Raw genomic sequence first — 24,344 nt, forward strand, 5'->3', positions numbered from 1 at the left:
AATGAAACCGCCTCAGCTCACTTCTGCGGCAGGTTCACCTTCACATGCAGCTCGCGGAGCTGCTTCGTGGTGGCTTCCGACGGTGCGCCCATCAGCAGGTCCATGGCCTGCTGGTTCATCGGGAACAGCGAGATCTCGCGCAGATTGTTGGTGCCGCACAGGAGCATCACGATGCGGTCCACACCGGCCGCCATGCCGCCATGCGGCGGTGCGCCGTATTGGAAGGCCCGGTACATGCCGCCGAAGCGGTCGACCACTTCCTGCTCGCCGTAGCCGGCGATCTCGAACGCCTTCACCATCGCTTCCGGCACGTGGTTGCGGATGCCGCCCGAAGCGATCTCGTAGCCGTTGCAAACAATGTCGTACTGGTAGGCCATGATCGACAGAGGATCTTTGGTCTCCAATGCCTCTAGGCCACCTTGCGGCATCGAGAACGGGTTGTGCGAGAAGTCGACCTTCTTGTCCTCCTCGTTGTACTCGTACATCGGGAAGTCGACGATCCAAGCAAGCTCGAACCGCTCCTTGTCCATTAAATTCAGCTCATCCGATATCTTCATGCGGGCGAGCCCAGCAAATCGCGCCATATCGCCCGGTTTTCCGAGCACGAAAAATACGGAATCTCCAGGGTTCATACCCAGCGGACGAAGTTGCCTGTATCGATCGGCAAGCTCCTCGGGGAAATACTCCAATCCGAGATCATTCATCTCGGGTGCAGGCAACTCAATCCACTCGCTCAACCTTCCATCCAGACCGCGCCGGAGTATCTCTGTACGATCTAGACCAAGGTTCTTTGCCACTGGCCCGGCGCCACCTTCTTCGCCATCACGCCAGAAAATATAGGCTAGACCGGGCTGCCCCTCTGCCTTTGCCCAGCTATCCATACGATCGCAAAAGGCTCGCGACCCTCCGCCCGGAGCTGGTATTGCCCAGACCCTCACTGAAGGGTTCGATTCCAAGGCCCTAGCAAAAATGCCAAATCCCGACTGTCTAAATATCCTAGAGACGTCGTGGATTATGAGTGGTGACCTCAAATCCGGCTTGTCCGACCCGTAGGCCCGTACAGCAGCGGTATAGGACATCCGAGGCCAGACTTTTGTCACCGGTTTGCCCTTCGCGAACTCCTCGAATACGCCTGTGATTACCGGCTCCATCGTCTCGAAGACATTCTCTTGTTCAACAAAACTCATCTCGACGTCGAGCTGGTAGAACTCGCCCGGCAGACGGTCGGCGCGCGGGTCCTCGTCGCGGAAGCACGGAGCGATCTGGAAGTAGCGGTCGAAGCCCGACATCATCAGCAGTTGCTTGTACTGCTGCGGCGCCTGCGGCAGCGCGTAGAACTTGCCGGGATGAATGCGCGAGGGCACCAGGAAGTCGCGCGCGCCTTCCGGCGAGGACGCGGTCAGGATCGGCGTGTTGAATTCGAAGAAGCCCTGCCCCTCCATGCGCCGGCGCATCGACTTGATGATCTCGACGCGGGTCATGATGTTCTGATGCAGTTTTTCGCGGCGCAGATCGAGGAAGCGGTACTTCAGGCGGATGTCTTCAGGATATTCCTGGTCGCCGAACACCGGCAGCGGCAGGTCGCCGGCCGGGCCCAGCACTTCAATGTCACGGACGTAGACCTCGACCTTGCCGGTCGGCAAATCATCGTTGTCGGTGCCTTCAGGGCGACGACGGACGCCGCCGTCCATCTTGACCACAAATTCGGAGCGCAGCTTTTCCGCTTGCGAGAACGCCGGCGAGTCCGGATCGACCACGCACTGGGTCAGGCCGTAATGGTCGCGCAAATCGATGAACAGCACGCCGCCATGGTCGCGCACGCGATGGACCCAGCCCGAGAGGCGGATGGTCTCGCCGATGTTGCTCTCGCGGAGCGCGCCGCATGTATGTGACCGGTAGCGATGCATGGTCGTCCCAAAATGATGTCTGAGGATCGAATCGGACGGCTGATGTGGCCGATCCGAAGTTGCGGCAGGGTTTACCCGACGAGGCCGGGGGCGGCAACCAAGGGAACGGGCTGTTTTAGGCCCGGAACGCCCATTTTTGGGCGATTGGGCCTCAAGCCTTTGCCATCCGGCGTTCCCCGCCTATCTTTACCTCCATGACCGTCCATTTCCCCTTCCAGAACTCCTATGCGGCGCTGCCGGACAACTTCTTCGCCCGGGTCGCACCGACCCCGGTGGCCGCGCCCCGGCTGATCAAGCTGAACCGCCCTCTGGCGCTCCAGCTCGGGCTCGATCCGGATCTGCTGGAGACCCCCGAAGGCGCGGAGATCCTGGCCGGCAAGACAGTTCCGTCAGGCGCCGATCCCATCGCCATGGCCTATGCCGGCCACCAGTTCGGGAATTTCGTGCCCCAGCTCGGCGACGGCCGCGCCATCCTGCTCGGCGAGGTCATCGACAGGGACGGCCTCCGCTGCGACATCCAGCTCAAGGGCTCGGGCCCGACCCCGTTCTCCCGCCGCGGCGATGGCCGCGCCGCGCTTGGACCGGTGCTGCGGGAATACATCGTCAGCGAGGCGATGTTCGCGCTTGGCATCCCGACCACGCGCTCGCTGGCAGCCGTCATCACCGGCGAGCATGTGCTGCGCGAGACGGCGCTGCCGGGCGCGGTGCTGACGCGCGTGGCCTCCAGCCATATTCGCGTCGGTACCTTCCAGTACTTCGCCGCACGCCGCGACACCGAGGCGCTCCGCAGGCTCGCCGACCATGTCATCGCGCGCCACTATCCGGAGCTGTCAGGCGCCGAGCGGCCCTATCACGCGCTGCTCGCCGGCGTGGTCGCGCGGCAGGCCGAGCTGGTCGCGCGCTGGCTGCTGGTCGGCTTCATCCACGGCGTGATGAACACCGACAACTCTTCGGTCTCCGGCGAGACCATCGATTACGGCCCCTGCGCCTTCATGGATGCCTACAACCCTTCGCAAGTGTTTTCCTCGATCGACGAGATGGGCCGCTATGCCTATGCCAACCAGCCGCGCATCGCGCTGTGGAATCTGACCCGGCTGGCCGAATGCCTGCTGCCGCTGTTCTCCGACGAGCAGGAGAAGGCGGTCGCCGAAGCCCAGGACATTCTCGGCGCATTCTCCGAGACGTTCAGCGCGGCCTATCAGGCCGGCCTGCGCAAGAAGGTCGGCCTGTTCACGACGCGCGACGGCGACGAGGCGCTGATTCAGGACCTGCTCGATGCCATGGCGAAGAACCAGGCCGACTTCACCCTCACCTTCCGCAAGCTTGGTGACGCCGTAGGCGATCCGGCCGCGGACGACGCGCGCGCCCAGTTCATGGACCCCGCAGCCTTCGACGAATGGGCCAACCGCTGGCACGCCCGCACTGCTCAGGAGCCGCAAAGCGCAGCCGAGCGGCAGGCGGCGATGCACGCCGTCAATCCCATCTTCATCCCGCGCAACCACCGCGTCGAGGCCGTGATCCAGGCCGCGGTGAACGATGACAACTACGCGCCGTTCGAGGAATTGGTGACGGTGCTCGCCAAACCGTTCGAGGATCAGCCGGACTATGCGGCCTACGCCGATCCACCGCTGCCGGACCAGCGCGTGTTGCAGACATTCTGCGGGACGTGAGTTCTTCTGGATTACAAGATGACCGTGCTGCCCCCTCTGACCGAAGAAGATATCGAAGCAATCAAGTCGCGGTGCGATCAAGCCACCCCCGGTCCTTGGAAGTCGTTCATCGAGGCACGCGAGAAAACCAGCGGATCTGATTTTATCCAAACCGAAGGGGAGGACATTTACCTCACCGGCGCGACCGGCGCGGATCAGGACTTCATCGCTCACGCACGCCAAGATATTCCCAGGCTGATTGCTGAGATTGAGCGCTTACGCTCGATCTCTTCGTTGGATCGTTAGAGCGAAGCGAAACCCATCATCTTTCCGCGCGTAGTAGCGATGAGTTTCGCTTCGCTCTCCACCCAGCCGACGCGCCCCGCCGCCCTCTACCGGGCCGCCCATCACCAGACCGGCTACGGCGCGCTCTGCGGATTTTCCGATGATGGCATCATGCCCCTGTTTTGCCCGACGTGTCAACCTGCGCCGAGGAACGCGTAAGCCCTTGTCCCGACAACATCGGCTACTGTGCATGGGGTTGTTTTCGAGATTTTTGTGCGGCCCAGCGCCCTCGCCGGCGCGTCCTGTGGAATCCGAGCGCCTCGGGGACCACTGTCATCAAACTGAAACACTCCCACTCTAACGGCCTGTCAGGGTCGTCCTTCCGGAGGCGCCCGTCCTCCAACGATCCTGACAAGCGCCATGCCTTTCAAATTCATCCACATCACCGACACGCATCTGGCGAACCCCGGGCTGAAGCTCTATGGCCTCGATCCGCGCGCCCGGCTGGATGCCGCGATCGCCGACATCAACAAGCACCAGTCCGATGCCGCGTTCGCGGTCGTGACCGGCGACCTCACGCATTGGGGCGAGGCTGAATCCTACGCCAATTTCGCCGACGCGATGGCGGCGCTGAAAATCCCCTACATCGCGATGGTCGGCAATCACGACAAGCGCGTGGTCTGCCTCGACGCCCTGAAAGCCGCGCCGCGCGATCCCAACGGCTTCGTGCAGGGTACCAAGACAACCGAGCACGGCCTGTTCGTGTTCCTCGACACGCTGGACGAGACCAGCCACGCCGGCGAGATGTGCGCCAAGCGCCTCGGCTGGCTGGCGAGCACGCTCGCCGCCGCGCCGGCCGACATGCCTTTCGTCGTGTTCATGCATCACCCGCCATTCCCGGTCGGCGTGCTCGCGATGGACGACATCGCGCTGAAGCAGAGCACCGAATTCGCCGAGGTGATCGCGCCCTACCGCTCGCGCATCCGCCATCTCTTCTTCGGGCATGTGCACCGGCCGATCTTCGGCAGCTACGGCAAGATCCCCTTCTCCACCCTGCGCGGCACCAACCATCAGGTCTGGTTCGAGCTCGACGCCGACGCGCCGCATCTGGCGAGCCACGAGCCGCCGGCTTACGGCGTCGTGCTGATCGACGGGGAGAACCTGGTCGTGCACAGCCACGACTTCCTCGACACCAGTCTGCGCTTCCCCTTCGCGCCACCGGCGGGAATGGACGGCCGCGACTATGCGCTCAACTTCGCGGCGCGGTGAGATGAGCCTTGCTGAACCCGCGGCTCTCCCGGTCGCGGCATCGGCGCCGCCGCACCTGCATATCCTGAAGCGGTTCTCCACCCGCTTCAAAATCTCGCTGCCGGCCTATCTGCTGCTGCTTCCGTCGCTGGTCTTCCTCGCGCTGTTCACCTACGGCGCGATGGGCCGCGTGTTCATCGACGCGCTCTACCAGCGCGCGACGCCGAAGGCGCCGCTCCGCTTCGTCGGTCTCGACAACATCAGTGCGGTGTTGGCCGACACCGCCTTCACCGGCGCTGTCGTCAACAACCTCGTCTATGCCGTCGGCACGGCAATCCCGAGCATCGGCCTAGCGCTGCTGTTCGCGCTGGCGCTGGCGCGGACCAACGCCGTGACCAGCGCGCTCCGCGCCGCGCTGTTCCTCCCGGTGCTGATCCCGATGGTCGCGGCCTCCGCGCTGTTCCTGTTCATCTTCCTGCCCAATGTCGGGCTGCTCGACTACTACATCGGCCGGCTGCTGCCGGTGCTGCCGAACTGGCTCGGCGATTCCGACATCGCGCTCTATGCCATCATGATCATCACCATCTGGAAGAACGCCGGCTATTACATGCTGTTCTTCCTCGCCGGGCTCCAGTCCGTGCCGGAGGATGTCATGGAAGCCGCGCATCTCGACGGCGCAGGACCCTGGCAGCGCTTTCGCCACATCACCCTGCCGGAGCTCAAGCCGACCTTCCTGTTCGTCACCGTGATCGCCATCCTCAATGCGGTGACGCAGGTCGACCACGTCTTCGTCATGACCAAGGGCGGGCCGTCGAACGCCACCAATCTCGTGCTGTTCTACATCTATCAGCAGGCGGTCGAGCATTACGACATCGGCAAGGCCTCGGCGGCGACGCTGCTGACGCTCGCCGCGCTGATGGGCCTCACCGCGCTCTCGTTCCGCACCATGGCGAACCGTGAGGGCGGGGCATGAATCTGATCGATTGGCTGTTCAAGGACGCCCCGCTCGCCACCCGCCGCGAGATCACGCCCAAGCTCGGCTTCGTGCTGACCGTCCTGCTCGCGCTGGTCTGGCTGATCCCGTTCCTGTGGATGGGCGTGGCGACGCTGCGCCCGGCGTCCGACGGTATCAACCTCATGGCCGAGCTGATGCCGAGCCTGAAGCCGACGCTCGACAATATCAGGGATGCCTGGGAAATCGGCGATTTCCCGCGCTACTTCCTCAACACCACGATCATCTGCACCGGCATCCTGCTGGTGCAGTTCGTCACGATCACGCTGGCGGGCTTTGCCTTCGCGCGGCTCGAATTCGCCGGCAAGACGCTGCTGTTCTACCTGTTCCTGATGCAGCTGATGCTGGTGCCGGTGCTGTTGATCGTGCCGAACCTGCGTATCGTCGCGCAATTCGGCCTCTACGACACGCTGGCCGGCGTGATGATGCCGTTCTTCGCCTCGGCCTTCGGCACCTTCCTGATGCGGCAGGCTTTCGAGGCCATTCCGACAGAGCTTGAGGACGCCGCGCTGATCGACGGCGCCAGCCTGCTCCAGCGTATCCGCCACATCTACGTGCCGCTGTCGCTGCCGAGCTTCTCCGCCTTCGCCATCATCTCCGTCACCAGCCACTGGAACGACTTCCTGTGGCCGCTGATGGTGATCAATTCGCCGGACAAGCGGCCGCTCACGGTCGGGCTGTCGGTGTTCACCGCCACGGCGGAAGGCACGCAGGCCTGGGGCACCATCGCGGCCGGCACATTGATGGTGATCGCGCCGCTGCTCATCACCTTCCTGATCTTCCAGAAGCGCTTCATCAGTTCGTTCGTCACCTCAGGCATCAAATAGGAGATTTCTCGATGCTGTTTACCCGCAGGCTCATGCTCGGCCTTGCCATGGCAGGCTCAATGGCTGGCGCCCTCGCCGTCCCGGCAATGGCCGATGGTCCGACCGAGATCGACCTGTTCTTTCCCGTCCCCGTCGACGGCAAGCTCGCACGCGACATGAGTACCCTCATCAAGGAGTTCAACGAGACCCATCCGGCGATCAAGGCGACCGCCGTCTACACCGGCTCCTATGACGACACGCTGATCAAGACGCGCGCCGCGATCAAGGCCGGCAAGCCGCCCTCGGCCGTGATCATGTCGGCGAACTTCCTGCTCGACATGCAGATCGAGAACGAACTCACCAATCTCGACAGCCTGATCGCCGCCGACGGCACCACCAAGGATCAGTTTCTCGGCCAGTTCTTCCCGGCGCTGCAGGGCAACGCGGTGATCAACCGCTCGGTCTATGGCGTGCCCTTCCACAATTCGACGCCGCTGCTCTACATCAACGCCGATCAGGCCAAGGAAGCCGGCCTCGATCCGAACAAGCCTCCGCAGACCTGGGCTGAACTGACCGACTGGGCCAAGAAGCTCACCAAGCGCGAAGGCGACAAGGTCACCCGCTGGGGCATCGCGATCCCCTGCGCCTACGACTATTGCGGCTGGATGATGGAAACGCTCACCATGACCAATGGCGGGCGCTACTACAACGAGGAGTTCGGCGGCGAGGTCTATTACGACACGCCGTCGATGCTCGGCGCGCTGACCTGGTGGAACGACCTCGTCTACAAGCACAAGGTCCACGCGCCCGGCGCAACGCCGGGACCGGCCGTCAGCACCTCCTTCATCTCCGGCAATGCCGCGATGATGATGCTCTCGACGGGCTCGCTCACTTACGTGCGCGACAACGCCAAGTTCAACTACAAGGTCGCCTTCATCCCGCGCAACGTCCGCAACGCCGTGCCGATCGGCGGCGCCTCGCTGATCGTTCCGGCAGGGCTCGAGGCCGACAAGCAGAAGGCCGCCTGGACGCTGATCAAGTGGATGACCTCGCCCGAGAAGAGCGCCTGGTGGAGCCGCGCCACCGGCTATTTCGCGCCCAACATGGCCGCCTACAAGACGCCCGACATGATCGAGTTCCTCAACAAGAACCCGGACGCCAAGACCGCGGTCGAGCAGCTCGACGTCGCAAAATCCTGGTTTGCGACCTACAAGACCGTCCCGGTGCGCAAGACGCTGGAGGACGAGGTGATGCTGGTCCTCAACGGCAAAAAGCAGCCGAAGGAGGCCCTCGTCGCCGCCCAGAAGGCGGCCGACGAGACGCTGAAGCCGTACAACGCGGAGACGTCGCTGAAGCTGCCGTAAGGCGGCGCGCAACGGCAAACGACCATCGGCGCTCCGTCCTGCGGGGCGCCGAATTCGTTTCGGACCATTGCCGCCGTTAACCCCTCGTCCACCATCCGGCCCGACCCGCCGCCGGTAACCACGACAATTAACAGACCCTCAATTCACGCCAGACAAGTCTAGCAATGTTTCTGGGGAGGATTTTTACCGTGGATCTGTTGGTTATCGAGTTCCTGGGACTGGCGCTGGTCGCCATGTGCGTGGTCGTGGTGGCGCTGCCTTGCGCGCGCAAACCCACCCAGCGGATCCGCTACGAATAGGAATTTCGTCGCAAGGAAGCGATTCCAGCCCAAATGCAAGGCTCGAATTCGCTACGAGCCCCTTGACATCACAGCGCTTTCGGCAGAACGGCTGATATACGTGTCATGGGCTGTTCATGGATTTGATTACCACCACCGCTGACCTCGCGGCTGCCTGCAGCCGCCTGGCCAAGCATCCCGTCATTACTGTCGATACCGAGTTCCTGCGCGAAACCACCTATTACCCGCTGCTATGCGTGGTGCAGATGGCCAGCGCCGAGGAAGCCATTGTCATCGACACCCTGGCCGCAGGCATCGACCTCAAGCCGTTCTTCGAGTTGATGGCGAACGAGGCCGTGCTCAAGGTGTTCCACGCTGCCCGGCAGGACATCGAGATCATCTGGCACCAGGCCAACATCATCCCGCACCCGGTGTTCGACACCCAGGTCGCCGCCATGGTGCTCGGCTATGGCGACAGCATCGCCTATGACGCGCTGGTCGAGAAGGTCACCGGCCATCGCCCGGACAAGACGCATCGCTTCACCGACTGGTCGCGCCGGCCGCTGACCAAGGAGCAGATGCATTACGCGGTGTCCGACGTCACTCACTTGCGCGACGTGTTCGCCGCCCTCGATGCCGATTTGAAGAAGCGCCGCCGCAGCGAATGGGTCTCGATCGAGATGGAGGTCCTGACCTCGCCGAAGACTTACGACTTCCACCCCGAGCGGGCCTGGGAGCGACTGAAGACGCGGGTGCGCAAGCCGAAGGACCTCGCCGTCCTGATGGAGGTCGCAGCCTGGCGCGAGCAGGAAGCCCAGAGCCGTGACGTGCCGCGCGGCCGCGTGCTGCGCGACGAAGCCGTCAGCGACATCGCGACCCACGCCCCGAACACGATCGAGAAACTCGCAAATCTACGCTCGGTGCCGAAAGGTTTCGAGAAGTCGAAATGGGGCGCGGACATCGTCGCCGCGGTCCAGCGCGGGCTGGCGCGCGATCCCGCCACGCTGCCGAAGCTGGAGAAGCCGCGCAACAACAACAACGGCGCCGCCATCGTTGAGCTCTTGAAGGTCCTGCTGCGCATGACCGCCGAGCGCCACGCGGTCGCCAGCAAGGTGATCGCCACCGTCGACGATCTCGAGGAGATCGCAGCCGACGACGAAGCTGACGTGCCGGCGCTCCGCGGCTGGCGCCGCGAGCTGTTCGGCGATGCCGCCTTGAAGCTGAAGCGCGGCGAGCTGGCCCTGGCGGTCGAGAAAGGCCGCGTGATCGGGGTTCAGCGGGCGGAATAGGCAAGTCGCTAACTGCCAACGCGAAAACAGTGTTGCCCCGTCATCCTGAGGTGCGAGGCGTGGGACGCAACGCGTCCCACGGCGAGCCTCGAAGGATGCACGGCCCCGCTGCTGCAGTCGGGCCGTCGCCCTTCGAGGCTCGCCGAAGGGGCGAGCACCTCAGGGTGACGGGTTAAACTGAGCACCCCGACGAAGCGCTTCCCTAGAGCGTTTCATTTTTTGATAGAAGCGTATCCGGCATTAACGAAGTAGTTGCTGCATTCGCTGGGCAGAACGCTTCTGACGAGGTTGCCGATGTGGTCGCAGGCGTCGTCGATCGTGCGCTTCTGTGCGATGCGCATCCAGTGCTTGATCTTGGCGAAGACTTGCTCGTTCGGGTTGAGGTCGGGTGAGTACGGCGGCAGGTACCACAGTCTTGCGCCGGCTTTCCGGATCATCTGCCGAACGGTCGGGGACTTGTGGCTACCGAGATTATCCATGACGACGATGTCGCCCGGTTTGAGCACTTTGACGAGTTGCTGTTCGACATAGGCGCGGAAGCTTTCGCCGTTGATCGGTCCGTCGAACACGCAAGGCGCAGTGAGCTGGTCAGAGCGTAGGGCACCGAGGAAGGTCAGGGTTCGCCAGTGACCGTGCGGCGCAAAGCCGCGCAACCGCTCGCCCTTGGATCCCCAGCCGCGCAACGGGGCCATGTTGGTCTTGATCCAGGTCTCGTCGATGAACACCAGGCGGCTTGGATCGAGGCGATCCTGCAAGCTGCGCCAGCGCTGCCGCCGCCGCGCGACGTCGGCGCGACCCTGCTCAAGGGCGAACAGTGTTTTTTTTGAAGCTGAGACCTTCGCGTCGCAGGAAGGTCCATACCGCATGGTGTGAGACTTTCACGCCTCGCGCGGCAAGTTCGTCCTTCAGCCCGTGCAGCGTTAGATGTGGCGTCTGCCTGATCCGCTCCACGATGAACGCTCGATGCGGCCCCAGAACCGGCTTACGGTGACCGCCCATCTTGCCCGGCGCCACCGAACCCGTCGCGCGATAGCGCTGCCTCCACTTCACGACGGACGACACTGCAACATCGAACCGGGCCGCCACAGCATGGCAAATCTCGCCGGATTCCACCGCCTTCACGGCTCGTTCACGAAGATCATTCGAAAGAGGTCGGACCATCTGATGCTGGCCTCCGATCCAGCCAGCATCTTGAATCACAAACCGCCGCCCGACGGAATCCCTCCCGATTCAATAAATCGATGAACCGCTCTAAGCCGGCGTCAGCTTGGCCACTTCCGGCTTCATGTCGTTCAGCACGCCCGTGATCGCCGCGATCAGCTCGTCGATCTGGGCCTTGGTGACGATCAGCGGCGGACAGATGGCGATGGCATCCAGCATGTTGCGGGAGATCACGCCGCGCTCCTGGAGCATGCGGCTGGCCATGCCGCCGACGGCGCCGGGCGTGCTAGCTGCCGTCTTGCGGCCCTTGTCGAGCACGAGCTCGATCGCCGCGATCATGCCGACGCCGCGGACCTCGCCGACCAGCGGATGGCTGGCGAGCTCGCGCAGCTTGCCCTGCATATAGCCGCCGAGCTCGGCGGCATGCGCGACCAGGCCGCGTTCCTCGATGATCTTGAGGTTCTCGAGCGCAATCGCCGAGCCGACCGGATGGCCGCCCGCGGTGAAGCCGTGGCCGAGCACGCCGATCTTGTTGCTCTCGTCCGCGATCGGCTCGAACATGCGGTCGTTCATGATGATCGCCGACAGCGGGAAATAGCTCGACGTGATCTGCTTGGAGACGACCATCGCGTCCGGCTTGATGCCGTAAGTCTCGCAGCCGAACATCTTGCCGGTGCGGCCGAAGCCGCAGATCACCTCGTCGGCGACGAGCAGGATGTCGTACTTCTTCAGGACCGCCTGGATCTTCTCCCAATAGGTCGCCGGCGGCACGACGACGCCGCCCGCCCCCATCACCGGCTCGCCGAAGAAGGCCGCGATCGTCTCAGGACCCTCCTTCTGGATCAGCGCGTCGAGCTCCTCGGCCCGCCGCGTCGCGAAGGCCTCCTCGCTCTCGCCGGGCGCACCGTCCTTGTAGAAATGCGGCGAGCCCGTGTGCAGGATGTTCGGCAGCGGCAGGTCGAACGAGCGATGGTTGTTCGGCAGGCCCGTGAGGCTGGCGGACGCAATGGTGACGCCGTGATAGGCACGCATACGGCTGATGATTTTCTTGCGCTGCGGCTGGCCGAGCGAGTTGGACCGATAGGCGATCAGCTTGAGGACCGTATCGTTGGCCTCCGAGCCGGAATTGGTGAAGAACACCTTGCTCATCGTAACAGGCGCCAGCGCCACCAGCTTCTCGGCGAGATCGATCGAGGGGCCGTGCGATTTGGCGGAGAAGGTGTGATAGAACGGCAGCGCCTGCATCTGCTTGTGCGCAGCCTCGACCAGCCGCTTCTCGTTGAAGCCGAGCCCGACGCTCCACAGCCCCGCCATCGCCTCGAAATAGCGCTTGCCCGACGCGTCGAACACGTAAGGCCCCTCGCCGCGCTCGATCACCAGGGGACCAGCCTGCTGGTGCGCGCGCGCATTGGTGTAGGCGTGGAGCTGATAGGCCACATCGCGGGCTTCTTGCGAATTGGGCAGCATGGACATTTGCGGGCACCCTTCAGGTCGTCACGTCGCAGGCACAGCCGGCGCATTCACGTGATTATCAGGACACTTGGCTATTGCGACGGGGCAAAACTTGCAACGTCAATTCGTCGGCAGCAAGCGCTCAGCAGCGATGCACAAAGCCGCATGCAGATGGGCGGGACATCGGCGGCTCTCAAGCCGCGCCGTCGTCATCCCGGTCGTCGTCGGCGACTGCGGCTTCCCTCACCTCCACCAGCGCCATCGACAGCAGATAGACCGTCGTCGGCAAGCCGACGCGGCGGGCCGTCTCGGCGGCACGCGACAAATCGCTCGCCAGCTCCCTGAGCTGCTCTCCCCGTGACAATGTCCCACCCATCCATCTGCCAGTCGCGGCGGCTTACACCGTGATGGCGCCGCTGGTTCTGATCAGTTCGGCGCTGGGATGAATTGTAGCAAAGTTCGCGATGACATTCACTACCGCATCCCTGTACGCGGCCGCATCGCCCGTAGCAGGCTGCCGGCAGGCCACGGCGTCGCCGATCACCTGGTAGCGATGGCTGCGGTGAAATCCGTCGACGGCGGTGGCGAGAATGGTCTCGTCAAAGGAAAAGCCGATCAGAATGCAGCGCACGCTGCGGATATTGGACATGTAGTCCACGAACCGCGACGCGCTGTAGGCCGAAGGCAGCGGGTGCTCGAACGTCATCTCTCCCGGCTGCGGCTTCGCTTCCGGGATCCAATCGGTCAGCCTGGATGCCGGATTGAACCAGGCCGCCTGGGCAATGCGCTTGAGATGCATCACCGGCCAGAGATTGGCGCGCCACAGCGCTAGGAGTTCCAGGCAGCGCATCGTGGCCGCCTCGCCATCCAGGATGACGTGGCGACGCCCGGGGGTCAGATATTCGACCTGGAGATCCGCACAGATCAGGATCGGCGGATCGTCATGGATGGAGACCAGCATTGTCTTGCGCGGAGCTGCACCAGTTTCAACGATCGGCGAGTGCGAGGTCCCGTAGCGGCGAGGTCACCGACCGCCCCGCCGATGCGTCGAGCACGCCCGGCCGGTCCCAATCGCCCTCGGGACGAATGATCACATAGGGATCGCTGTCCAGCGTGATGGCGTCCGGCCCCGGCTCGATCTCCAGCAGCATCTCCGTGTAGGAGAAATCGGAGAAGGTGATCTTGCGGTTGTGGCCGAGCGGCTTGGCGCCGAAATGAGCCCAGAAATCGACCAGCCGGTCCTGCGCCTGGCCGTAGATCTTGCGGAAGCCCTTGCGCTTCACATAGTCCACGCTCGCCTGTACCAGCTTGAACGAGATGCGCGAGCGCCGGTACTGGTGCCGCACCGCAAGCCGCTCCACCTTGGCGAAATCGCCGAAGAAGCGCACCCGCAGGCAGCCCGCGGGCTCGTTGCCGACGTAACCGATGAAATGCGCCGCGACCATGTCGTTGCCGTCGAACTCCTCGTCGAACGGGCAATCCTGCTCGGCAAGATAGACCGCGGAACGAATGGCGGTGACCAGCATGAGATCGCTGGGATCGCGCGCCAGGCGAACGGTGATGGCGCGGGAGTCGGGCTTCGCGAGAGGAATCCTAGTGCCGTGCATCTGCATAGCTCCTTGCTTGGATGATCGCGCCCGGCATGCGCATTGGCCGCCGATGCCACGGGCGCTCGTAACACCACAGGTCCGGCTGAAAGCTCGCGATGGGCTCGAAGCCCGTCGCCCTCATGATCTCGCGTCCGGCCACCGTTGCCGGCTGCGCATAGCAATCCGCGTCGCGAAATCTTATCTGACGCAGATGCGCCGAGGCCTTGCCGAGACCGGCGATCCCGCGGCCCGTCGCCGCGATCGCCCAGATGTAGATTGCGGAGACGTCCTGGTCGGCCGACGCGAGATAACGCGTCTGCGGCGCGGTCAGGCAGATCTCGTCGAGCAACAGCGCGTCGTGACCGCGATCGTTGAGAAACAGGAAGGCCATCCCGCCGAGCAGACGGCCCTTTCGGCTGAAGGTCAGGAGGCTCTGGGGATCGAAGGCGAAATAACGTTCGAGCTCCGCAGCCCCGATCTGCACGCCCGGCACCAGCCGGTGCGCCATCCCGGCCAGTTCAGCGATTTCGGAAAATTGCGCAACTCGGACATCGACGTCCGGGCTCAGCGGAAGGGCGTCGAAATCATGCCTTGCGGCAAACGAGCCCCTTTCCATACTCATGTCGTCCCTCTATCGTTTGGGGGTTTTATGTGCCGCCATGGCGAGAAGCTTAGCGGCTGGAGATCAGGAGTATGCAGCAAGTATTGCACCGGGGTGCTGCAATGATGCAGCACCATGAAGAAGCGCTAAATGCGTCCTGGGACGATTTGAAACTGTTTTTAGCTTGCGCAAAATTTAAAAGTTTTCGTAACGCCGCCGAAGAGCTCGGACTGACTTCCACCACCCTGATGCGCAGGATCGACCGGCTCGAGGAGAGCATCGCCTGCAAGCTGTTCCTGCGCGACCAGAGCGGACTCACGCTCAGCGACGAAGGCACCGCGATGATCGCCGACGTCGCGCATATGGAACGCCACGCCTTCAACGTCTTCCGGCGCGCCTCGCGCGGGTCGAACGACACGTCGGGCACCGTGCGCGTCGCGGTGACGGAAGGCCCCGGCAATTTCTGGATCCTGCCGCGGCTGATCGACTTCCAGAAGACCTACCGCAAGATCACCGTCGATCTGCGCTGCGCGATGGAGCAGGCCGACGTCGCGCGACTGGAATCCGACATCGCGATCCAGCTCGAGCCGCCGACCAATCCCGACCTGATCGTCGCCAAGCTCGGCCGCCTCCACATCTACCCCTTCGTCTCCAAGGAGTATGAGAGCCTCTACGGGGTGCCGGCGACGCTCGCGGAATTGAAGAACCACCGCATCATCAAGCAGAGCGCGCCGCAGGTCGACGACACTGCCTATGCCCGCGTGCTCGGACTGAAGTCACTCGAGGGCATCGTCGGGATCAAGACCAACTCGTCGGTCGGTGTGCTGTATGCGGTGGAGCGCGGCGCCGGCATCGGCTTCCTGCCGACCGTGTCGATCGCGCTCGGCGTGCCGCTGATCGCCGTCGATCTCGGCGTCAGCCATCACGCCGATCTCTGGCTCACCTATCACAAGGAATTTCGCTCCTCCGAGCGCCACAAGATCGTGGTCGACTGGCTGAAGAAGATCTTCGATTCCAAGACCTATCCCTGCTTCCGCGACGAGTTCATTCATCCAAACGCGCTGGTGCCGATGATGACGGCTGCGCGCGAGGGTTTTGGATTGACGGGATATGCCGCGGCGACGCCGACCTGAACACAGACTTTATCTGAGCATGATCTTATCGGAAGACCGCTGCACACTCTTCCGGATCATGCCTGCGCCTCACCACCGATATTCGAAGCCGGCCGTGCCCTGGTGCGAGGTCAGCTCGTTGCGGAACTTGCCGTCGTAATTGACGTAGAGCCGCGCGGTGCTGGTGAGGCTGAGCGAGGCCGAGGCACCGGCGTCCATGCCGTAACGGCTCTCGCCGATGCCGGGCACGACGATGCTCTGGGCTCCGAGGCTGACCTGCACCGATCCCAGATTCTGATAAAAATTGTCGACGAACTTGCCGTAGGCCGACAGGTCCAGGATCTTCTGGTCGAAGATGAAATAGCGTCCTATCTCCGCGCCGATCATGACGCGCGCGCGCGATAGCGCGGTGGAGCCGACGTTGAGCGGATCGAGCCCGCCCGCCTCCTGGAACGCGGCGCTGGTGGCGCGCACATATTCGAGCGCGCCCTTGGGCACGATGCGCATCTGGTCTTGGGTCCAGTAATAGCTGATCTCGGTCAGCGCGCCGTCGACGGCGGCCCGATAGCCGGCGGTCGCAAGGCCGAGGCCGGTGTCCCGGCTGGAGCGGACCTTGCCGAAACCGTGCACCACCGCGAACGCCCAGGTCCAGGGGCCCTTGTCGACCGAGCCGTTGAAGCCGATCTGTGTCAGGTCGAGCGTTGCCGACTGGAGCGCCAGCGGCACGTCGATGTCGGTATGGCTCTGGTCGACGGAGAAGCCGAGATTGACGCCAGGGGCGACCCGCGCGCCAAAGCCAGCGACGCCGCCGAACGTCTTGCGCTTGTCGCCGACGAAATCGCCCTGCGCATCGGTCCGGACCGAGATGCCATAGCCTTCGAACCAGGTACGGTAGCGCGGATCTTCCGTGACCACCGACGCACCGCCGCCGCCGGGATTGGTGCGGAAGGCGCGGTTGACGCCGCTGGAGGCCTGGTTACCAAGCCGCTCCAGGAAATTCGAGCCGAGATTGAGCGCACTGTTGCCGGCCGATTGGTCGTAATTGGTCGAAGTCGGCGTCGGCACCGGCGTCGGTGATGCCGTCGGCGTCGGGGTCGGCGTGGGCGTCGGGCTTTGCGCGAAGCCTGATGTCGCCGAAAACATCATCACAACGAACGCGACAGCCGCCATGATCCGGCGGACGCGGTCCAGCCCGATCGTCTGCCGTGTCCCGGTGGGCTGCGAGGTGCAGCGCATGACGATGTATCCCGAAGCAAAATGGCGGCGCGCAAAAATGCAACACGATGCTGCGGCGCCCTGCTGCGATTTGTGCCGAACTGCCACTGAGGGTCAACCTGTGGGCATATCATCGCCGAGGCTATTGCCCTGATTGTGGTTCCGTTGCCACAGGTCGCAAATTGCGCGCGGGGACATCCGAGCCGGGCTTGAAATCCGCACGCGGCTTGCTAACGCGCGCTTTTCATGTTGCAATATTGGACACAATCGGAATTGGCCGCTCGGCTGTGCGTTTCGCGACATTGAGACTCGAACAGACTTCCGGAAGCCCGTTTGTGGCGTGGCACGCGAAAAGCGGCCGCGTCGTTTTTGTATCCAGCGGAGGAGACTGAGGATGCCGCAAAAGGGCACCGTCAAATGGTTCAACCCGACCAAGGGCTATGGGTTCATCAAGCCGAACGGCAGCGACAAGGACGTGTTCGTCCACATCTCCGCCGTCGAACGGGCCGGGCTCTCGACCCTCAACGAAAACCAGGTGGTTGAATACGACCTCGTGGAGAACCGCGGCAAAGCATCCGCGGAAAACCTCAAGGTCTCCTGAGTTCTCTCGAGCCTGACAAGCGAGAGATCATGACGTTGCCCCCGGCTCTGCCGGGGGATTTTGTTTTGGCCGCCTTTTTCATGCGACTGGACCTTATGTAGATTTCCGGTTATATTACCGGTTATTTACTCTAGAGCCGAGCCGTGGCAACGAAATCCCAGCGAAAGGCAACTAGGACCCATAGGCGCCGCGCCGCCGCGCGTGGTCTGGTGCGGGTTGAAGTCCAAGCCGCTAGGAAGGACGCGAGCCTCATCCGTGCCCTGGCGAAAACCCTGCGCGACAAGCCCGAAAGAGCCGCTGTGCTTCGATCAAAGCTCGCCAGCGCCCTCCTCAATCCTGATGTCAGGACAGCCTTCGACGTCTTTGGTTCCGAGCTTCCCGATGAGGTCTTCGACGGTGTCTTCGATCAGCCGCGGCGTGACGGCTGGCGTGAGGTCGATTTGTGAGGTTTCTGGTCGATACCAACATCATTTCCGAAATACGCAAGCGCGAACGCGCCGACCCAAACGTAATTCGTTGGGTTAATCAGACGCCAGCGGAGGATATCGGAACCAGTGTCTTGGTTCTGGCCGAAATTCGCCGAGGCATCGAACTGAAACGGAGAAGTGATCCGCTCCAGGCGAGATCTCTCGACCGATGGTTTTCGCAGATGAGAACCCGACTTGCCGATCGGGTTCTTCCCATCGATGAGACCATCGCCGAAACCTGGGCCCTTCTTGGAATTCCCAATCCGCTACCGCTCATTGACAGTCTGCTCGCGGCCACAGCCAAGGTCCACGGCCTGACACTGGTGACGCGCAACATTGCCGACATTGAATCGACCGGCATAGCGATGCTCGATCCGTTTGCAACGTCGTGAGCGATAAATCGATGATCCAACGATCGGAGTATTTCTCGGTCGCCAATGACACCAAATGGCGAGAACTGCGGGCCGCAATGCTTGGCCTCGATGGTGCCGATCAACCCGATTTTCGCTGCAAAGACCTTGAAGGCGGGTCCTCGGTCGCTGGGATGGGGAATGGTATTACCACTGGCAGGACGGTGGTTGGGAATCGATGGAGTGGGCCGAACTGTCCGTGAAGACGGCGCGTCAGCGAGATCTTGTCCGAGCAGTCTGGAAACGTATCCGGTTTGCAGGAGAGGAAACAGACGAAGGTTTCCGCATTTTCGGATATGTTCGCAACGGCGAGCCGGCCAACTCTATTGAATAACTGCTCTGACTGCCTTAGCTCACCACCGGCGAAACTAGAAAATTCTCGGACGGCCCGCTACCCGCCGTCTTGCAGACGTCGCCCGCGATCTGGACCTTTCCAGTTGCGAGCAGCCGCAGCGCTTCGGGATAGATGCGGTGCTCGACCTCGAGGATGCGCTCCGACAGCGTGTCGCCCGTATCATGGTCGCTGACGGGGACCGCGCCCTGCATCACGATCGGGCCGGCGTCGGTCTCGGGGATGACGAAGTGCACCGTCGCGCCAGACAGTTTTACGCCGGCGCGCAGGGCCTGGCCGTGCGGGTCCAAACCTGGGAACGACGGCAGCAGCGACGGGTGGATGTTGAGCATCCGCCCGTACCAGGCTCTCGTGAACTCGGCCGTGAACAGGCGCATGAAGCCGCCCAGGCAAATCAGCTCGATGCCGTACTGGTCGAGGGCTGCCTGCAGCACCTTCTCGAAGCCGGCGCGGTCCTTGCCGAACGGCTTGCTCTCGATCACCAGCGTGTTGACGCCGCTCGCTTTGGCCCGTTCGAGCCCGGGCGCATCGGCCTTGTTCGAGATGACGAGCGAGATCTCCGCCGGAAAATCCGCAGCAGTGGCGGCCCTGATCAGGGCGGACATGTTAGAGCCGCGGCCCGAAATCAGGATGGCGACGCGGCGCTTCATCACAGCGCCAGATCGAGGTGGCCGTTATAGACGACGCGGTGCTCGCCCTCGGCCGGGATCACGGTGCCGAGTTGCGCCACCGTCTCGCCGGCATCGGTGAAGACCCGCACGACCTCGTCGACCTTGTCCGGCTCGACGATCGCGATCATGCCGATGCCGCAGTTGAAGGTGCGCAGCATTTCCAGCTCGGCGATGCCGGCCTGCGCCGCCAGCCATTTGAACACCGGCAGCACCGGCAGGCGCGCGAGGTCAATGCCGACGCCGAGATGGTTCGGCAGCACGCGCGGAATGTTGTCGGTGAAGCCACCGCCGGTGATGTGGGCGAGCCCCTTCACCGCGCCGGTCTCGCGGATCGCGCGCAGGCAGGATTTGACATAGAGCCTGGTCGGCGTCAGCAGCGCGCCGCCGAGTGTCATGACCGGCGCGAACGGCGCCTGCGCCTCGAAGCCGAGGCCCGACTGCTCGACGATCTTGCGCACCAGCGAGAAGCCGTTGGAGTGCACGCCCGACGAGGCGAGGCCGATCACGGCATCGCCCGCGGTGATGTCCTTGCGCGGCAGCAGCGTGCCGCGCTCGGCGGCGCCGACGGCAAAGCCGCCGAGATCGTAGTCGCCGTCCTTGTAGAGGCCGGGCATCTCGGCGGTCTCGCCGCCGATCAGCGCGCAGCCGGATTCGCGGCAGCCTTCGGCAACGCCGGCGACGATCGAAGCGGTCGCCTCCGGATCGAGCTTGCCGCAGGCAAAATAGTCCAGGAAGAACAGCGGCTCGGCGCCCTGCACCACGAGGTCGTTGACGCTCATGGCGACGAGGTCGATGCCGATCCCGCCATGCAGGCCGGTCTCGATCGCGATCTTTACCTTGGTGCCGACGCCGTCGGTGGCGGCGACGAGGATGGGGTCCTTGAATCCGGCCGCCTTGAGATCGAACAGGCCGCCGAAACCGCCGATCTCGGCGTCGGCGCCGGGCCGTGCGGTGGCGCGCACCATCGGCTTGATCAGGTCGACCAGGCGGTTGCCCGCATCGATATCGACGCCTGAATCGGCGTAAGTGAGGCCGTTTTTGCGGTCGGTCATGCCCGATTTCCAGTGGGTTTGCGGCTGGTTACGTCGAATTCCGGGGACGCGCAATGGCTCGCATGGCGCCCCGCCCTATACTATGTAGATATCAACCGGTTCAGCCTCCCCAAGAGGCGGGATTCGAGGTCAGGCCGGGTGCCGGGAAGCGCCGTGTGAGTATTCCGAATATCATTACCCTGGGCCGCATCTTGCTGGTCCCGATCATCGTCTGGGCCATCGTGTCGAGCCAAATGGAAGTGGCGTTCGCCGTGTTCCTGATCGCCGGCATCAGCGATGCCGTCGACGGGTTCCTGGCCAAGCGCTTCAACATGACGAGCGAGCTCGGCGCCCTACTCGACCCGCTCGCCGACAAGGCGCTGCTGGTCTCGATCTACCTGGCGCTCGGCATCTGGGGCGACATCCCGCGCTGGATCGTCATCCTGGTGGTGTCGCGCGACATCATGATCGTCACCGCGGTGATCGTCTCCTGGCTGTTCGACAAGCCGGTCGAGATGAAGCCCTCGAAAGTGTCGAAGCTCAACACCGCGGCCCAGGTCGGCTACGCGGCCCTGGTGCTGGCCGCCCTCGCCTTTGGCTTCAAGGCGGCGCCCTATGATATGATCCTGATGGGCCTCGTGACGGTCTTCACGCTGTCCTCGGTGTCGCTGTACCTCGTCGAGTGGCTGCGGCACATGAGCACGATCGACGCCAGGTAAAGCGATCGAAGCTAAATGAGCCGGGAGGCGGCCCCGCAAAAGGCCAACTCCCGCTCGATACGTCGACCCTTTCAAACCAAGCCGGCGCGCCGGCACGGAGCACAGCAAGCGTGGCAGGCCGCGTTCACCCCCGACAATTGGCGTTCTCGCTTCCGCATGCGGAGAGCCTCAGCCGGGACAATTTCCTCGAAGGCCCGGCCAACTCCGCCGGTCTTGCCCTCGTCGATGCCTGGCCCGAATGGCCGAACCGGATCATGTGGCTGGCCGGCCCGGAAGGAAGCGGCAAGAGCCATCTCGCCGCGATCTGGGCAGAGGACGCCGGTGCCCGCTCGACCGCAGCCGACGGGCTGACCGCCGAAGCCGTTCCGGGCGCGCTCGCCACCGGCGCACTGGTGGTCGAGGATCTCAAGGCCGGGGCGTTCGACGAGCGCGCCTTGTTCCACCTGATGAACCTCGCCCGCGAGGACGGCGCCTATGTCCTGCTCACGGGACGCGAGGTGCCGTCATCGCTTCAGATCGAGCTGCGCGACCTGCGCTCGCGGCTGCGCGCGGTGCCTGTCATCTCGCTGCTGCCGCCCGATGACCAGCTTTTCCGCGGCCTGATCGTCAAATTCTGCGCGGATCGCCAGCTCGCCGTGGACGAGAGCGTGGTCAGCTACCTCGCTACCCGCCTGGAGCGATCCTCGGCGGCCGCCCGGCGGGCCGTGGAACTGCTCGACAGCGAGGCCCTGCGGCTCGGCCGCCCCGTCACAAGGGCGCTGGCCGCCGAGCTGCTCCGGGACGCCTGACCTGGTCGTCCGCCCTATGGCCGCTTGACGCGGCGCGGCGGCGGAACATCAATGTCATCGAAACGTCATCGGACTAACACATGCTCCCGCCGGTTTTGCGCATGTGATCGCAAATTGGGGCGAACTGGATGGACCGACTTCTCATGGACTCCGCGCAAACTGTTGAAAACAAAGAAAAAGCCACGGAGACCGAGAGCCTGCCGGCGATCGCGTCGAGTCCCGAGCGATTCATCAATCGCGAGCTGTCCTGGCTGCATTTCAACCGCCGCGTCCTCGAGGAATCGGTCAATCCCAGTCACCCCGTGCTGGAGCGGGTGCGGTTCCTGTCGATTTCAGCGAATAACCTCGACGAGTTCTTCATGGTCCGCGTCGCCGGCATCAAGGCTCAGATCCGCGAGGGCATTGCCGAACGCGCCCCCGACGGCCTGACCCCGTCCGAGCAGCTCGCGCTGATCAACCGAACCGTCTCGCAGCTTGCCTCCGACCAGCAGGCGATCTGGGCCGACCTGCGCGGCACGCTGGCCGATGTCGGCATCATCCTGGTCGACGGCAAGGACGTCACCAAGGCGGAACGGAGCTGGATCGAGGACTACTTCCTCAACAACGTGTTCCCGCTGCTGACGCCGCTCGCGATCGACCCGGCCCACCCCTTCCCGTTCATTCCGAGCCTCGGCTTCACCATCGCGCTGCAGCTGAAGCGCGCCGCCGACGGCAGACAGATGAACGCGCTGATCCGCATGCCCGGCAAGATCGACCGCTTCATCCGTCTGCCGACCGAGGGCAAGGTGCGCCTGATCTCGCTGGAGCAGGCGACGGGCCTCTTCATCAACCGGCTCTTCCCCGGCTACAACCTCCACGGCCTGGGCGCCTTCCGCATCATCCGCGACTCCGAGCTCGAAATCGAGGAAGAGGCCGAGGACCTCGTCCGCCTGTTCGAGACCGCGCTCAAGCGCCGCCGACGCGGCTCGGTGATCCGGCTCGAGATCGACGCCAAGATGCCGGAGCAGTTGCGCAACTTCGTCCAGCATGCGCTCTCGACGGCCGACGACGAGGTGTTCCTGGTCGACGGCGTGCTCGCGATGAACGAGCTCTCGCAGCTCACCCGCCTCGACCGCCCCGACCTCGAATTCACCCCTTACGTGCCACGCCATCCCGAGCGTGTGCGCGAGCATGGCGGCGACATCTTTGCCGCGATCCGGCAGAAGGACCTCGTCGTCCATCACCCCTACGAATCCTTCGACGTGGTGGTGCAGTTCCTGCAGCAGGCCGCACGCGACCCCGACGTCGTCGCGATCAAGCAGACGCTCTACCGCACCTCCAACAACTCGCCGATCGTGCGCACACTCGCGGAGGCCGCCGAAGCCGGCAAGTCCGTCACCGCGCTGATCGAGCTGAAAGCGCGCTTCGACGAGGAGGCCAACATCCGCTGGGCGCGCGACCTCGAACGCGCCGGCGTGCAGGTCGTCTACGGCTTCCTCGAATTGAAGACGCACGCCAAGCTCTCGATGGTGGTGCGCCGCGAGGGCGGCAGCCTCACGACCTACGTCCACACCGGCACCGGCAATTACCACCCCGTGACCGCGCGCATCTACACCGACCTCTCCTATTTTACCTCGGACCCGACCATCGGTCGCGACGCCGCGCGCGTGTTCAACTTCATCACCGGCTATGCCGCGCCCAGCGACCTCGAAAAGATGGCGGTGTCGCCGCTGACCTTGCGCAAGCGTATCATCGAGCACATCCAGGGCGAGACCGCACACGCCAAGCACGGCCGTCCGGGCGCGGTCTGGATGAAGATGAATGCGCTGGTCGACCCCGACATCATCGACGCGCTCTACGAGGCCTCGCAGGCCGGCGTTCAGGTCGAGCTCGTGGTGCGCGGCATCTGTTGCCTCAGGCCCGGCATTCCCGGCCTCTCGGAGAACATCCGCGTCAAGTCGATCATCGGACGCTTCCTGGAACACGGCCGAATCTACTGCTTCGGCATGGGCCAGGGCCTGCCGGGCGCCAAAGCGGCTGTGTATATCTCCTCGGCCGACATGATGCCGCGCAACCTCGACCGCCGCGTCGAGGTGCTGTGTCCGCTGCAAAATCCCACGGTGCATCAGCAGGTTCTCGAACAGATCATGGTCGCGAATCTCAAGGACAATGAGCAGAGCTGGCAATTGTTGCCGGACGGGTCCTCAACGCGTATGAAGGCCGCGAAGGGCGAGGAGCCTTTCAACGTCCACAACTACTTCATGACAAATCCGAGTCTGTCTGGCCGTGGAAAGTCGCTCAAGGAATCCTCGCCGCGCCGTCTCACGCGCCGTAATGAACGTCATCAATCCTGATCCG

Annotated in this window: 26 protein-coding genes; 16 read left to right on the forward strand and 10 right to left on the reverse strand. The window is 63.6% G+C overall.

Annotation, left to right across the window (positions count from 1 at the left end):
* Nucleotides 1-17 precede the first annotated feature (17 nt).
* Nucleotides 18-1,907, reverse strand: a complete 1,890-nt coding sequence (aspS, locus tag WHZ77_RS19120) for an aspartate--tRNA ligase (RefSeq protein WP_375309350.1) — start codon at nt 1,905-1,907, stop codon at nt 18-20.
* A gap of 194 nt (nt 1,908-2,101) precedes the next feature.
* Here aspS and WHZ77_RS19125 point away from each other — a divergent pair, with 194 nt between their 5' ends.
* From WHZ77_RS19125 to rnd, 7 genes are all read left to right on the forward strand, one after another.
* Complete coding sequence (locus tag WHZ77_RS19125; protein WP_375309351.1) at nt 2,102-3,577, forward strand: YdiU family protein; 1,476 nt, start codon at nt 2,102-2,104, stop codon at nt 3,575-3,577.
* Nucleotides 3,578-3,595: 18 nt separating this feature from the next.
* The gene (locus tag WHZ77_RS19130; protein ID WP_375309352.1) at nt 3,596-3,862 is read left to right on the forward strand and encodes a hypothetical protein; all 267 of its coding nucleotides are present in this window, start codon (nt 3,596-3,598) and stop codon (nt 3,860-3,862) included.
* Between the two features lie 399 nt (nt 3,863-4,261).
* The gene (locus WHZ77_RS19135) at nt 4,262-5,110 is read left to right on the forward strand and encodes a phosphodiesterase (RefSeq protein WP_375309353.1); all 849 of its coding nucleotides are present in this window, start codon (nt 4,262-4,264) and stop codon (nt 5,108-5,110) included.
* Nucleotide 5,111: 1 nt separating this feature from the next.
* Nucleotides 5,112-6,062, forward strand: a complete 951-nt coding sequence (locus WHZ77_RS19140) for a carbohydrate ABC transporter permease (protein ID WP_375309354.1) — start codon at nt 5,112-5,114, stop codon at nt 6,060-6,062.
* The gene (locus WHZ77_RS19145; protein ID WP_375309355.1) at nt 6,059-6,928 is read left to right on the forward strand and encodes a carbohydrate ABC transporter permease; all 870 of its coding nucleotides are present in this window, start codon (nt 6,059-6,061) and stop codon (nt 6,926-6,928) included. Before WHZ77_RS19140 ends, WHZ77_RS19145 begins: the two co-directional genes overlap by 4 nt.
* Nucleotides 6,929-6,939: 11 nt before the next feature.
* A complete protein-coding gene (locus tag WHZ77_RS19150) occupies nt 6,940-8,271 on the forward strand; it encodes an ABC transporter substrate-binding protein (protein ID WP_375309356.1) in 1,332 nt (443 codons plus the stop codon).
* Nucleotides 8,272-8,686: 415 nt separating this feature from the next.
* A complete protein-coding gene (gene rnd / locus WHZ77_RS19155; protein ID WP_015686608.1) occupies nt 8,687-9,838 on the forward strand; it encodes a ribonuclease D in 1,152 nt (383 codons plus the stop codon).
* Nucleotides 9,839-10,050: 212 nt separating this feature from the next.
* Here rnd and WHZ77_RS19160 read toward each other — a convergent pair.
* The 6 genes from WHZ77_RS19160 to WHZ77_RS19185 all read right to left on the reverse strand — a co-directional run bounded on the left by WHZ77_RS19160 (nt 10,051) and on the right by WHZ77_RS19185 (nt 14,662).
* Nucleotides 10,051-10,999 (reverse strand): IS630 family transposase gene (locus WHZ77_RS19160; RefSeq protein WP_375309357.1). Its coding sequence is split into 2 segments (ribosomal slippage): nt 10,051-10,662 and nt 10,664-10,999, totalling 948 coding nucleotides; the frame shifts between segments, so codons are not numbered across the junction.
* Between the two features lie 90 nt (nt 11,000-11,089).
* Nucleotides 11,090-12,472, reverse strand: a complete 1,383-nt coding sequence (locus WHZ77_RS19165; protein ID WP_375309358.1) for an aspartate aminotransferase family protein — start codon at nt 12,470-12,472, stop codon at nt 11,090-11,092.
* A 172-nt stretch (nt 12,473-12,644) separates the two neighbouring features.
* Nucleotides 12,645-12,815 carry a hypothetical protein gene (locus WHZ77_RS19170; protein ID WP_375309359.1) on the reverse strand — a complete coding sequence of 57 codons (171 nt, stop codon included), beginning with the start codon at nt 12,813-12,815 and terminating at the stop codon, nt 12,645-12,647.
* Between the two features lie 33 nt (nt 12,816-12,848).
* Nucleotides 12,849-13,412: an isochorismatase family protein gene (locus WHZ77_RS19175; protein WP_375309360.1), complete on the reverse strand. Its 564-nt coding sequence runs from the start codon at nt 13,410-13,412 to the stop codon at nt 12,849-12,851.
* A 25-nt stretch (nt 13,413-13,437) separates the two neighbouring features.
* Nucleotides 13,438-14,058, reverse strand: coding sequence for a GNAT family N-acetyltransferase (locus tag WHZ77_RS19180; protein WP_375309361.1), 621 nt, complete (start codon nt 14,056-14,058; stop codon nt 13,438-13,440).
* Nucleotides 14,045-14,662 (reverse strand): hypothetical protein, encoded by a 618-nt coding sequence (locus tag WHZ77_RS19185; RefSeq protein WP_375309362.1) that lies wholly within the window; start codon nt 14,660-14,662, stop codon nt 14,045-14,047. The genes WHZ77_RS19180 and WHZ77_RS19185 overlap by 14 nt, the downstream gene beginning before the upstream one ends.
* 71 nt (nt 14,663-14,733) lie before the next feature.
* On the opposite strand from WHZ77_RS19185, the gene WHZ77_RS19190 reads away from it, so the two are divergent.
* Nucleotides 14,734-15,774 (forward strand): LysR family transcriptional regulator, encoded by a 1,041-nt coding sequence (locus WHZ77_RS19190; protein WP_375309363.1) that lies wholly within the window; start codon nt 14,734-14,736, stop codon nt 15,772-15,774.
* A gap of 69 nt (nt 15,775-15,843) precedes the next feature.
* Here the strand turns inward: WHZ77_RS19190 and WHZ77_RS19195 are convergent, their stop codons facing one another.
* Nucleotides 15,844-16,989, reverse strand: coding sequence for an autotransporter outer membrane beta-barrel domain-containing protein (locus WHZ77_RS19195; protein ID WP_375309364.1), 1,146 nt, complete (start codon nt 16,987-16,989; stop codon nt 15,844-15,846).
* Nucleotides 16,990-17,362: 373 nt separating this feature from the next.
* On the opposite strand from WHZ77_RS19195, the gene WHZ77_RS19200 reads away from it, so the two are divergent.
* The 5 genes from WHZ77_RS19200 to WHZ77_RS19220 all read left to right on the forward strand — a co-directional run bounded on the left by WHZ77_RS19200 (nt 17,363) and on the right by WHZ77_RS19220 (nt 18,780).
* Nucleotides 17,363-17,569 (forward strand): cold-shock protein, encoded by a 207-nt coding sequence (locus tag WHZ77_RS19200; protein ID WP_007591938.1) that lies wholly within the window; start codon nt 17,363-17,365, stop codon nt 17,567-17,569.
* Between the two features lie 143 nt (nt 17,570-17,712).
* Entirely contained in the window at nt 17,713-18,015 is a 303-nt protein-coding gene (locus tag WHZ77_RS19205; protein ID WP_375309365.1) for a hypothetical protein, read from the forward strand.
* Entirely contained in the window at nt 18,012-18,428 is a 417-nt protein-coding gene (locus tag WHZ77_RS19210; RefSeq protein ID WP_375309366.1) for a type II toxin-antitoxin system VapC family toxin, read from the forward strand. Before WHZ77_RS19205 ends, WHZ77_RS19210 begins: the two co-directional genes overlap by 4 nt.
* An 11-nt stretch (nt 18,429-18,439) precedes the next feature.
* The gene (locus tag WHZ77_RS19215; protein WP_375309367.1) at nt 18,440-18,649 is read left to right on the forward strand and encodes a DUF6678 family protein; all 210 of its coding nucleotides are present in this window, start codon (nt 18,440-18,442) and stop codon (nt 18,647-18,649) included.
* Nucleotides 18,625-18,780: a hypothetical protein gene (locus WHZ77_RS19220; protein ID WP_375309368.1), complete on the forward strand. Its 156-nt coding sequence runs from the start codon at nt 18,625-18,627 to the stop codon at nt 18,778-18,780. Before WHZ77_RS19215 ends, WHZ77_RS19220 begins: the two co-directional genes overlap by 25 nt.
* A 14-nt stretch (nt 18,781-18,794) precedes the next feature.
* Here the strand turns inward: WHZ77_RS19220 and purN are convergent, their stop codons facing one another.
* Nucleotides 18,795-19,448, reverse strand: a complete 654-nt coding sequence (gene purN / locus WHZ77_RS19225) for a phosphoribosylglycinamide formyltransferase (protein WP_375309369.1) — start codon at nt 19,446-19,448, stop codon at nt 18,795-18,797.
* A complete protein-coding gene (gene purM / locus WHZ77_RS19230; protein ID WP_375309370.1) occupies nt 19,448-20,521 on the reverse strand; it encodes a phosphoribosylformylglycinamidine cyclo-ligase in 1,074 nt (357 codons plus the stop codon). The genes purN and purM overlap by 1 nt, the downstream gene beginning before the upstream one ends.
* Nucleotides 20,522-20,676: 155 nt before the next feature.
* Between purM and WHZ77_RS19235 the strand changes: the two genes are divergently transcribed.
* The 3 genes from WHZ77_RS19235 (at nt 20,677) to WHZ77_RS19245 (ending at nt 24,340) form a co-directional block, all read left to right on the forward strand.
* On the forward strand, nt 20,677-21,219 hold the full coding sequence (locus tag WHZ77_RS19235) for a CDP-alcohol phosphatidyltransferase family protein (RefSeq protein WP_375309371.1): 543 nt from the start codon (nt 20,677-20,679) through the stop codon (nt 21,217-21,219).
* A 110-nt stretch (nt 21,220-21,329) separates the two neighbouring features.
* A complete protein-coding gene (locus WHZ77_RS19240) occupies nt 21,330-22,007 on the forward strand; it encodes a chromosomal replication initiator DnaA (RefSeq protein ID WP_375309372.1) in 678 nt (225 codons plus the stop codon).
* Between the two features lie 143 nt (nt 22,008-22,150).
* On the forward strand, nt 22,151-24,340 hold the full coding sequence (locus tag WHZ77_RS19245) for an RNA degradosome polyphosphate kinase (protein ID WP_375314767.1): 2,190 nt from the start codon (nt 22,151-22,153) through the stop codon (nt 24,338-24,340).
* Nucleotides 24,341-24,344 lie beyond the last annotated feature (4 nt).

It is taken from the genome of Bradyrhizobium sp. A5 (assembly GCF_042076515.1).
GTDB lineage: Bacteria > Pseudomonadota > Alphaproteobacteria > Rhizobiales > Xanthobacteraceae > Bradyrhizobium > Bradyrhizobium cosmicum.

What these genes read in the sequence shown, in the direction of transcription:
- aspS (WP_375309350.1), bottom strand. Translation starts at nt 1,907, where the DNA reads ATGCATCGCTACCGGTCACATACATGCGGCGCGCTCCGCGAGAGCAAC.
- WHZ77_RS19125 (WP_375309351.1), top strand. Translation starts at nt 2,102, where the DNA reads ATGACCGTCCATTTCCCCTTCCAGAACTCCTATGCGGCGCTGCCGGAC.
- WHZ77_RS19130 (WP_375309352.1), top strand. Translation starts at nt 3,596, where the DNA reads ATGACCGTGCTGCCCCCTCTGACCGAAGAAGATATCGAAGCAATCAAG.
- WHZ77_RS19135 (WP_375309353.1), top strand. Translation starts at nt 4,262, where the DNA reads ATGCCTTTCAAATTCATCCACATCACCGACACGCATCTGGCGAACCCC.
- WHZ77_RS19140 (WP_375309354.1), top strand. Translation starts at nt 5,112, where the DNA reads ATGAGCCTTGCTGAACCCGCGGCTCTCCCGGTCGCGGCATCGGCGCCG.
- WHZ77_RS19145 (WP_375309355.1), top strand. Translation starts at nt 6,059, where the DNA reads ATGAATCTGATCGATTGGCTGTTCAAGGACGCCCCGCTCGCCACCCGC.
- WHZ77_RS19150 (WP_375309356.1), top strand. Translation starts at nt 6,940, where the DNA reads ATGCTGTTTACCCGCAGGCTCATGCTCGGCCTTGCCATGGCAGGCTCA.
- rnd (WP_015686608.1), top strand. Translation starts at nt 8,687, where the DNA reads ATGGATTTGATTACCACCACCGCTGACCTCGCGGCTGCCTGCAGCCGC.
- WHZ77_RS19165 (WP_375309358.1), bottom strand. Translation starts at nt 12,472, where the DNA reads ATGTCCATGCTGCCCAATTCGCAAGAAGCCCGCGATGTGGCCTATCAG.
- WHZ77_RS19175 (WP_375309360.1), bottom strand. Translation starts at nt 13,412, where the DNA reads ATGCTGGTCTCCATCCATGACGATCCGCCGATCCTGATCTGTGCGGAT.
- WHZ77_RS19180 (WP_375309361.1), bottom strand. Translation starts at nt 14,058, where the DNA reads ATGCACGGCACTAGGATTCCTCTCGCGAAGCCCGACTCCCGCGCCATC.
- WHZ77_RS19185 (WP_375309362.1), bottom strand. Translation starts at nt 14,662, where the DNA reads ATGAGTATGGAAAGGGGCTCGTTTGCCGCAAGGCATGATTTCGACGCC.
- WHZ77_RS19190 (WP_375309363.1), top strand. Translation starts at nt 14,734, where the DNA reads ATGCAGCAAGTATTGCACCGGGGTGCTGCAATGATGCAGCACCATGAA.
- WHZ77_RS19195 (WP_375309364.1), bottom strand. Translation starts at nt 16,989, where the DNA reads ATGCGCTGCACCTCGCAGCCCACCGGGACACGGCAGACGATCGGGCTG.
- WHZ77_RS19200 (WP_007591938.1), top strand. Translation starts at nt 17,363, where the DNA reads ATGCCGCAAAAGGGCACCGTCAAATGGTTCAACCCGACCAAGGGCTAT.
- WHZ77_RS19215 (WP_375309367.1), top strand. Translation starts at nt 18,440, where the DNA reads ATGATCCAACGATCGGAGTATTTCTCGGTCGCCAATGACACCAAATGG.
- WHZ77_RS19220 (WP_375309368.1), top strand. Translation starts at nt 18,625, where the DNA reads ATGGAGTGGGCCGAACTGTCCGTGAAGACGGCGCGTCAGCGAGATCTT.
- purN (WP_375309369.1), bottom strand. Translation starts at nt 19,448, where the DNA reads ATGAAGCGCCGCGTCGCCATCCTGATTTCGGGCCGCGGCTCTAACATG.
- purM (WP_375309370.1), bottom strand. Translation starts at nt 20,521, where the DNA reads ATGACCGACCGCAAAAACGGCCTCACTTACGCCGATTCAGGCGTCGAT.
- WHZ77_RS19245 (WP_375314767.1), top strand. Translation starts at nt 22,151, where the DNA reads ATGGACTCCGCGCAAACTGTTGAAAACAAAGAAAAAGCCACGGAGACC.